This window comes from Ruegeria sp. BG9 (assembly GCF_056538305.1).
On record NZ_JBQFSY010000011.1, the window covers coordinates 210,967 to 220,060 of the forward strand.

The 9,094-nt window shown below is 54.7% G+C and carries 8 protein-coding genes; all 8 read right to left on the bottom strand.

Features of this window, described 5'->3' with window-relative positions; translation table 11 throughout:
• Positions 1 to 12: 12 nt before the first annotated feature.
• The 8 genes from ACR0I8_RS19330 to ACR0I8_RS19365 all read right to left on the bottom strand — a co-directional run bounded on the left by ACR0I8_RS19330 (position 13) and on the right by ACR0I8_RS19365 (position 8,808).
• A complete protein-coding gene (locus tag ACR0I8_RS19330) occupies positions 13 to 1,119 on the bottom strand; it encodes a saccharopine dehydrogenase NADP-binding domain-containing protein (protein ID WP_170379810.1) in 1,107 nt (368 codons plus the stop codon).
• 202 nt (positions 1,120 to 1,321) lie between these two features.
• Positions 1,322 to 2,311, bottom strand: a complete 990-nt coding sequence (locus tag ACR0I8_RS19335; RefSeq protein WP_170379811.1) for a HupE/UreJ family protein — start codon at positions 2,309 to 2,311, stop codon at positions 1,322 to 1,324.
• Positions 2,308 to 3,138 carry a peptidyl-prolyl cis-trans isomerase gene (locus ACR0I8_RS19340; RefSeq protein WP_170555165.1) on the bottom strand — a complete coding sequence of 277 codons (831 nt, stop codon included), beginning with the start codon at positions 3,136 to 3,138 and terminating at the stop codon, positions 2,308 to 2,310. The genes ACR0I8_RS19335 and ACR0I8_RS19340 overlap by 4 nt, the downstream gene beginning before the upstream one ends.
• Before the next feature lie 150 nt (positions 3,139 to 3,288).
• Positions 3,289 to 5,211 carry a DUF3604 domain-containing protein gene (locus ACR0I8_RS19345; RefSeq protein WP_170379816.1) on the bottom strand — a complete coding sequence of 641 codons (1,923 nt, stop codon included), beginning with the start codon at positions 5,209 to 5,211 and terminating at the stop codon, positions 3,289 to 3,291.
• 256 nt (positions 5,212 to 5,467) lie between these two features.
• A complete protein-coding gene (locus ACR0I8_RS19350; RefSeq protein ID WP_480703518.1) occupies positions 5,468 to 6,247 on the bottom strand; it encodes a hypothetical protein in 780 nt (259 codons plus the stop codon).
• 644 nt (positions 6,248 to 6,891) lie between these two features.
• Positions 6,892 to 7,218 (bottom strand): potassium channel family protein, encoded by a 327-nt coding sequence (locus tag ACR0I8_RS19355; protein ID WP_170379822.1) that lies wholly within the window; start codon positions 7,216 to 7,218, stop codon positions 6,892 to 6,894.
• A 32-nt stretch (positions 7,219 to 7,250) separates the two neighbouring features.
• Entirely contained in the window at positions 7,251 to 8,477 is a 1,227-nt protein-coding gene (locus tag ACR0I8_RS19360; RefSeq protein ID WP_170692426.1) for an HlyD family secretion protein, read from the bottom strand.
• Positions 8,470 to 8,808: a hypothetical protein gene (locus ACR0I8_RS19365; RefSeq protein ID WP_170692428.1), complete on the bottom strand. Its 339-nt coding sequence runs from the start codon at positions 8,806 to 8,808 to the stop codon at positions 8,470 to 8,472. The genes ACR0I8_RS19360 and ACR0I8_RS19365 overlap by 8 nt, the downstream gene beginning before the upstream one ends.
• Positions 8,809 to 9,094 lie beyond the last annotated feature (286 nt).

Here is a 9,094-nt window from a genome sequence, read left to right on the forward strand (position 1 = left end):
GTCTTTCATCTTTTACGCCGCCTTGTTCTGTGGGGTTACGTCGCCCGCCCGATAGAGCCGGCCAAATTCGGTGTTCAGGAAATCGGACAGCTTCACCTGCTCCTGTCGGACAAAGCCGGTCGAGGGCAGAACGCCCGTACGCATCAGATCAACCACGCCGAGTACGCCCGCTGCAGTGGTGACCTGAATGGCGCTCCAGACTTGTCCGTTGATCTCACGTGCGAAGCTTTTGTTGATCAGGGATTTTTCGCGCAGGGCGCCGTCGATCTTGCCCTTGGCAGTGCAATAGACAAGCACAACATCCTGATCAGTGCGCGGAAGGGCGGCCTCAAAAATCTCTTTCAGAAGATCGCGGCGTTGACCCAGTCCCAAATCGTTCAACAACAGTTTCAGGATGTCACAATGACCCGGATAGCGGATCGAGCGGTAGGACACCGCTCGTGCCTCGCCCTCGAGGGTTTCGGGAAGGGTTCCAAGTCCGCCTGAGGTGTTGAAGCACTCATACTCAACCCCGTCATGGCCCAGAACCTCATAGTCCTCTAACGGAGCGGTCTTCACCCGTTCGCCGTTCACGATGGCATCGCACGGGTTGCAGTATTCGTTGATCAGTCCATCGGTCGACCAAGTCAGGTTGTATTTCAACGCGTTGGTCGGAAAGAGAGGCAAGGCCCCGACCCGCATATGCAGGCTGTCGATTTCATCAAACTCGGCCGCCAGCGATGCCCCCGCGATCCCGACGAAACCAGGTGCCAACCCGCATTGGGGCATGAATGCAGTCTTGCTGTTCTCCGCCAAAGCGCGCACGGCATTGGTAGCAGCGACGTCTTCGGTCAGGTCAAAATAGTGCGCGCCGGCCTGCTGGGCAGCTTGCGCGATATTCGGTGTCAAAAAGAACGGAGCCGCCGAGATCACTGCGTCAAATGTCTTCAGCCCTTGCGCCAAACCTTCAATATCCGAGGCATCAATCTGCTTGGTCGCCACGCCCAATTTGGCAATATCTCCCAAGGCCTTAAGGTCATGATCCGCAACCGAGACGCTGTAGTTTGGAGACCCTTTCAACAGAGTGGCGATCATCTGCCCGATCTTGCCAGCCCCTACGATGCAAATATTCCAACCCATAACGCGCCTCCTCCTTCTGGTTTTCAGTCCAGAGTGGCGGAGAATATCGTCATTTCGCAGGTGTTAAATTGACGATATAACGGATGATTTCGTCATTTTTACGGGCTATTTTCCCTTTTTGACGAAACAGGTTTTGGACATAGGTCGCGAAGCTGTCATCAAAAGCAGAGACGCGTTCATTATCCTAAGGCAGAGCCTAGCGTCAAAATCCGGCCGTGCGCTCAATCAACCAATACATCGACACGGAACCAATGCCATAGGCAGCAACGATCGTGGCCTTTTGGCCCAGTGGCAACGCAACCTGCCGCCATACTGCAACCACAAGGGCCAAAGCCCCAATGAAACACAGCTGCCCAGCTTCAACGCCAAGGTTGAACGCCAGCAGAGCCGCGGGAATGTCGTTCGCAGGCAGACCGATATCTGCCAGAGCGCCAGCAAAGCCCAGCCCGTGCAAAAGCCCGAAGCCGAAGCAGACGATCCATGGTTTCTCCTTTGACAGCCGGAACCTGCCCTCGCCATCCTTTGCAATCTCCATCGCCAGAAAAACGATCGAGAGCGCTATGACAGCTTCGACTGGTGGTCCAGGAACGTTCAGAACGCCAAAGGTAGCAAGCGCCAAAGTGATCGAATGCGCCAGGGTAAACGCGGTGACGGCCCCGACCAGCCGCCAGCGATCACGGACCAGAATGAACAAGGCAAGGACGAACAGAAGATGGTCCCAGCCTTCCAGGATATGCTCGAACCCCAAGACGGAATACGCGGCCAGAACGGACCATGTTGACTGTGCCACCGGTATGGTCTGGACGGCAGCATCCGGCGTGAAACGAAGGGTCAACGGTTCTGACTGCAACGGATGCAGGCGCACCAGAACATCGTTGTTTTGCCTCTCCAAGCCCTCAATCGCGACGGGCTGACCGGCAATGTCCGCGCTGCATTCTGCAATCCACGACGAGACCCATGCCCTGTTCCCGGCCACCGGGTCTGGTCCACGGGCCGGGGCGCAGACGTCGGGCAAAACGGCGTCAATCGCCATTGGCCGGCCATTCACATCCGGTTTGCGCCAATGAACGCTCCAACTCTCTGATGCGATTTGGCGTATTTCCAGATATCCGGGATCAAGCGCATGCGCGGTTGCCCTGTCTGCCGTGAATGAAAACAGCAGCAAGACCAAAAAACAGAGTGCAGCCTTCATTCAGACAGCTCCGCAACATTCGGAACGATGATTTCATAGCCTTGGGCCAGTGTTTCATATTGCGCCTGGGCCAAATCCTCGCTTGTCGCGCGCAGCCAGTCGCGTAAAACAACCTCGTGAATCTCTTCCAATGGCGGGTTCTGACTGGGTTCAATCTCAAGGACCTTGACCAGATGAACACCGTAGCCCGACAGAACCGGACCGGCCCATTCCCCTTTTGCGAGGGGTGTCAAACCATCCGAGAACCCATTTCCGTAAACCGAGTCGACAACCCGTGTGGCTGACAACGGCATCGACGCGGGCAAAAGGGTCGATCTGCTGAGATCGGCCGGTTCTTGCTGCGCACGCAACGCGTCCAAGGCCCGTTCGACTTCGCCATCAGCGGGGTTTTCGCCCAGAAAGACCTGCGCGAAAGCAATCTTTTGAGGGGTCGCGTATTGATCCAGATTTTGCTGACGAAACGCCTCTAGCACTTCCTCTTCCGGAACAACTGATGCGGCAATAGCTTCAGTCAGAAAACCCATCTTTTGGCTGAGTCGAGACCGGATGACCGTGTCACCACGATCAAGACCAAGCTTCTTCGCCTCACGCACCAGAACCTCTTCCCGGATTGAGGCGTCGACCAGGGCTTGTAGCTCAGCAGTGTTGGGTGGGCGTTTCCAGCGGGCTTCGAACTGTTCGGACAGCAGCGTGACGTCCTGCTCGGTGATTTCTATCCTTTCACTGTCTACGGCGGCTTCGGATTCCGGAGATATGATGTGGAACCAGATGAATATGGCCGCTCCGATCAGGAAGAAATGGAACAGCGGTTCTTTTAGCAAACGCATGAAGGCTCCTGCGGGAAATGCACTCAGGTTCTGACCGTCGATTTTGGAAACGGTTTGCACACAAATCTAAGCCCTGCCTGCGGTGAGGCGCAAGGAAACCGCCGGAGTGATATTCCAGACTCCGGCGGTCGGCAGTGTTTTCAAGATAGTTCACTCGGACGGCGTGTACCAAATTGGCGAGGAATAGGCGCGCTCCTGATGTGTCAGGATCGCGTCTTCGGGCAATTCGGCCCCGAACCGAAGTTTGTCATACAGGATCCAGCGCGGGGTAGGGATTTCGATGGCCCGGACATAGTAGAAGGCACGCTCATTCGGGTCGAAATCTGGATCGGACCAAACGGTGACCAGTTCAGCCGTGCCGATTGTGTTGGTCCAGCTGGCGGTATCAACGTCAACCGTATTTCCAACCGCAGGGATCTTGCCATTGCCGTCCGCAACGCGGTCGTCCGACCACGCTACATCATAGACTTTTTCCTGCATGGCGCCTTCGGCATCCAGCCACCCTTTGACCACCTGCACGCGATCCAGATTGGCACCAACCGGGTCACGCAGCGCTGCGATCAGGAAGGACGGAGCCCCATCCCCTTCGCGTGGACGCAAGTCAGACCCCATTGGGACACCCTTGGTATAGCCAACATCAGCAAGGAAGCGGGTTTCCACATCTGCGTCACTGAAATCCCATCCGCCAAAGAACCTCAGACCAATCCGGGGGCCGGTTGTGGCATATGTCTCGCGCCGCTTGAACGCGTCAAAAATCGCGGCACGCGTGTTTTCGGTCGCCCAGACGGCCGTATATCCGGACGCCACAAGCAGATCGCCGGGGATTTCGCCAAGGTCATTGGCAATGAACGGATGTTTGATCCTTGAGGCCGAAGGTTCGACACTTACGGACTTGCCGAAGAAGTTGTCCTCCTCCGCGGTGGCCAAAGAGGTATGACTGTCTGTCGCCCCTCCCATTCCGAACTTGTAGGGGTTTACGCCGAACTTCTCTTCCAGCATCAAACCGCGTTTAAGCGCTTCGCGGGCATATTCTCCGGCCAGCATGTCATCGGTTTTCAACTCGGTGATATCAAGATTGCCTACGTCCCAGTTTTCGTAGTCTGCAAATTCGTCATCGGGGCTGAGGAAGGGGTGCGCTTCGCCGTCACCCTTGATTTGCGTGACCTCATAATGTGGCTCCCATTTCGCACGGGCTGCGACGTAGTCCTCGTCGACCTTGCCGCCGTGATAGGTATCTTCTGTCGGGAACATCCAACCATTCGACAGGTTGCCGTTGTGGGCAAAGGCCACAGCCCGGCCACCGGTTTTTTCCTGATACTCCTCCAACCATGCATAGAGCGACTTGGGATCCGTATCACCATAGGGCGGTTGCGTGACCGGAGGCACCATCTGAAGCGCTCGGATGGGGCCATCCCGCAGCATGACATTGCGGTGCAGGTTGAACCCCTTCGGGACCGAGGTCCACTCGAACCCTATGAAGGCCGTGAACTCGCCGGGGTCATTGTGTCGCTCGGCGGCGAGAACAATATGTTCCCACGTAAACGCAAACGCGTCCGCGCCCGGGCTGTAGGATTCCAGAAGCACCTCGGGCAATGTCATCTGCGAAAAATTGGTGATGATATCAAAGGCCGTTTTTCCAGCCTCTTCTCCTCCGGCCTTGTAGCCTTCGTACCATTCCAAGCCTTTGGGATCAGACAGAACGCCCGGCTTACCGGCCTGAAGGTCCGGGGCAAAGCCCATCAGGTCAGTATGGTCTGTCAGTACCATCCAATCCAACGGTCGTGACAACCTGACAGGTTGACCTGTGGATGAGATGACTTGCTCTCCCTTGGCAAAGCGCCAGGCTTCATCGGGCAGCAATGTGTTGCCAAACGCACCGGCATCCAGCGATAGCCCCGTGTGAAGATGCGTATCCCCCCAAAGTGGACGTTCAGGGAAACTTCGGTTGGCGTAAGGTGAATATGGTTGGTCCTGGAACAAGCCTTCTGCGGCCTCTTCGCTTGGAACCGCGTCAGACAGTACGCTTGTTGGTGCCAACACAAGCGAAACCAAACAGACGGATAGCCGAAACATATTCACCTCCCTATACAAAAAATGAAGTCAGGTACCTTCAGGCACCCATGCGAAAAACATATTAGAATTTACCTATATCATAGGTCTCTGCTTTCTTTGAAATTTTTTTGAAAGCGTGCTTCAGTCGTAATTTGAACGTCCATCGCCGCCAATTCGATCTGCTCTATGGCGCGCTTTGCTTCGGCCCTTCACCAAGCGGTTGAAGCGTTCCTTGTTGTTCGAAACCCAAGCAACACAAACACCGTTCGAACGCAGCTTAGTCAGTCGCCACACCAGTCCCCAAAGCCAGGCTGAGGGCAAACTGAGTGGCCGGATCTGTATCAGCCCGGGCAAGCAAAGCCTCAAACTGCTGGTTTAACTGAGTACTCCCCCATTGCCGCGTAGCAATTGCAATCTGCAGGGCCAGGTCCGAGTCCATTCCTAAAGCTTCCGAGAATATCTGGATGATCTGAGGCTTGAATCTTGCCTGCGATTCACCGGCCTCAGCCAAAGCGCGAATAAGTGGCTGTCTGTCGACCGAAGTCCTTTGCCTGTCTTGCAGCGCCAATCCGATCGCGTTGATAGCGGCTTCCTCGTCTGCTTCTATACCGGCAAGTGCCCACTCATAAGAATGCAAGTCGCCCGAGGCCAGCACATCAGCAAAACGCGCCTTCACTATCGAGCGCGCCTGTGGATCTGTTTGCAGACCCAACAGGCGAATTGCGACGGATCTGTAGGGGAAGCGGTTCAAATCGTTGAAGTCCCGCAGAATCTGCCTGGTCGTGGACGTGTCACCGATTGGGCGCACAAGCTTGTAGGGTGCCCGCCCGATTTCTATCAGGGCCGCGTTATGAAGCGCGGTGTCCGCGTGCCACAAATATTCGGCAAAAAACTGAACACGGTCCTGAGTGTCCGTTTCGCCGTAGGTCCACAATGCACCGGCCAAGCGTAGTTTCTCGAAAAATTCAGCTCTTTCCGGGTCGACTAGAAAAATACGCCGCCATGCCTTCGAGAAGCTTCGATCAGTGCTTTCTTGATAGTCCGGCCCGTAGGTCAACAAAACAGATCTTGTAGCATCCAAGCGGAGGGCGCGCCGCGTTACGCTATCAATGAGGAAGGGAATATCCGGCAGGTCGCCAAGGCTTTCCCACCGTCCTTTCAGAACCTCCTTCACACCGTATCTGAACGGGTTTTCGGCATCAGGAGCTGCCAACACAATGAAATCGGCGGACAGGATGTGATCTGCAAGCGACGCCTCGGGCCGTTCGATACAAACCCCGCACGCCTGTCCGGCTCGCGGTTCAGCAAGCCCAAAGATAGTCGCAAATATGATCAGAACTATTCTCAAGCCGCGGAAAACCCCTCAAACCAAGTGCAAAGCTCTGCGCCATAGAATCAGAGTAGCAGCTAAGAACTTTTTATCCAGCCGGAGGTTAGTCTCTGTTTTTCCAGCTGTTTGCCTTTTTCAAACGATAGCTTTGGGGATTTAGCCGCCTTCGAAAGTCTGCTTTGTTCCTCTGCGCCTCCAATCAGCGACAACATACAAAACCGCTCGAAGAACGGCTTGCCAAGGCGCGCGGAAAGTTTTGGTTGTCTTGAGTGGCTACCAAGCTGAAGTTTGCTACGGGTGCCGCACTCGTCGTCATTGACGGCCACAACGCGGATAAAACGGTCATTCGCGTCTCTTGAAACCTAGACAAATCAAAATTCGATATTCATTGAGGTCTCGACGGCATGTACACCTATACCGACGACAATGCCCGCAAAGATAAGCCCAACAAATGCGTTGATAACCGACAAAACCCGGCTCGTGGGTTTCTCGGGCCTAATGTCTCCGTAGCCAACGGTAGTTGCGTTTATGAACGCATGGTAAAGGCTCACCCCGGTCGACCAGCCTTCGATCCGACCAATTGATATCCCGAGCATGCAAACCAAAACCAACAGGAAAAGAAGTATCGGTGACAGGTAGATCAGGTCCCAAAGGAAAACCGATAGAAACGTGCAAATGTAGCTGGCGTCGCAACCCATAGCGAAACTCTACCTCACTGCCAGTTGTGGGCCTAGTTGAATACCAATGTCTTAACAGGAAGCAGAATGGCCTGCGCACGCAAGACAATTGCATTTGCTATACCCATGCCATCCACAATCCTTGCGATGAAGGCAGACAGGCCCGTGATCTCACCAGCGTCGATCTCCTTTGCTCGGCTCGTATACGCAACGCCCACGCACGCACTACCTGGCGGGATGCTATCAAGATGCTGAGGAAAAATAGGTGCTAGGAACGCTGTAACTGTACCGGGTCGCGCTCGATCCTGCTGATCCAACAGCGTATCACCCGGTCGGAACTGCCCCGCGGCAATCGCCCCTTGCACGTCATCGACAACCATCGGGACTATGGTCAACGGTTTAGACGCGCAGGTAATTTCCACCAGCATACCCGGCTTTAGTACACTGGCAGAAATCTGACCAAAAGCTGCGATAAAACGCCCCTGTCCCGTAACCTCAGGCACCAAAATCCCGGCAGGGCGTAGTATTGGATTAACGATATCACCCGGCTTGAGGAGAAATTGCGTTACCGTCCCATCCACCTCGGCAAAAACGGTGGATTTTGATATCTCGTTCTCAGCCTCTCTCAAAACCGCACGCGCAGTTTCAAGCTGTGCAGGGAGAAGGGTGGTTTGGCGCAATTTGGCACCGTCTAACGAGGCAATAGCGGCTGCGCGCTGACTTTCTGCGCCGGTCACTGCGGTTTGCAACCGTTCCAGTTCCTGCTCACTAACAACGGTGTTGTTTCGCTCCGCAAGCTCCAGGCGTCGCTCCAAATCACTCGTCGCCTGAGCAAGGTCAGCTTCTGTCGCTTCAACCCTGGCGGTGGCATTCGCAACTTCCGTTGCGGTCAGGCCTAAAGCCGCCTCAATCTCTTCGATACGTCGCTGAGCCGTTTCTGCTGCCGCCACCTGCCGTGTGGTGTCCAGTCGGAAAATCGGCTCGCCAGCCATAACGTCCTCATTATTAGCAACGTAGACCTCCGCGACCCGCCCCACGCGATCCGAGAGAATGGTAACTGTGCGAAATGCAGCTGAGACATTCCGCGTTGAAGGGTGGAAATAGAAGATCACCGTGATCAGCGTCACAGCCAATATTGCACAGGCAGTCAGACCCCACCGCAACTCGTACCAGACATTGAACAGGGTAATTTCTTGGCCCCACCGCTTGCCCTGCTTGTAGCGGCGATAGAGGTAGTCCGGAACGATTGTGATCAGTGCAGAGAAGACCAACTCAAGCATCGTCGCTCTCCGAGATGTCTACGTCGGTCTTGAGCGGAAAGATTTCATGCAAGGGCACGGCGGCGATCAGAATTGCTGCGATCCAGAAAGCGTTGTTGAGGGTGAAGAGGGAGATCAATCCAAGCACACCGACTAACTGCATTTGCACTTTGTGAGCACCTGCTGCCATGCGGTCTGGAATGGCCTGTACAGTGAAGTAGAGCGCGCCAAAACCCAACAGCACTATGACTAGTACCACCCCAACAACGATCAAAAAACCGTCTGTCTCCCCCGGAGGTTTTACCCAAAATGGGAGCCTTGCCATCGCTTCATCAGAAATAGAAATGTTCATATGTGTCACCCCGCCTTCAAGTGATCACATTCAAATATAACTGATGGAAATTAAGAAAACCAATTTGCCTTGAGGTTTGGAGTTTGTTCCAGCGCACTATGGCGAACTTGGCGAGACCACCGGGCTTTGAGACTGAAGTGTGTATCAACTACTGGGAATATCTTCAGAATACTGTTGGGTCCGCTCTGGGATTGTAGTTGCCGAATGCACTTGCAGCATCTGGTTCTCGTGGCAACGTTTGATCAGGGCTAAGCGCGACTTTTAGGGGATTTGTGCGAATAGCCTC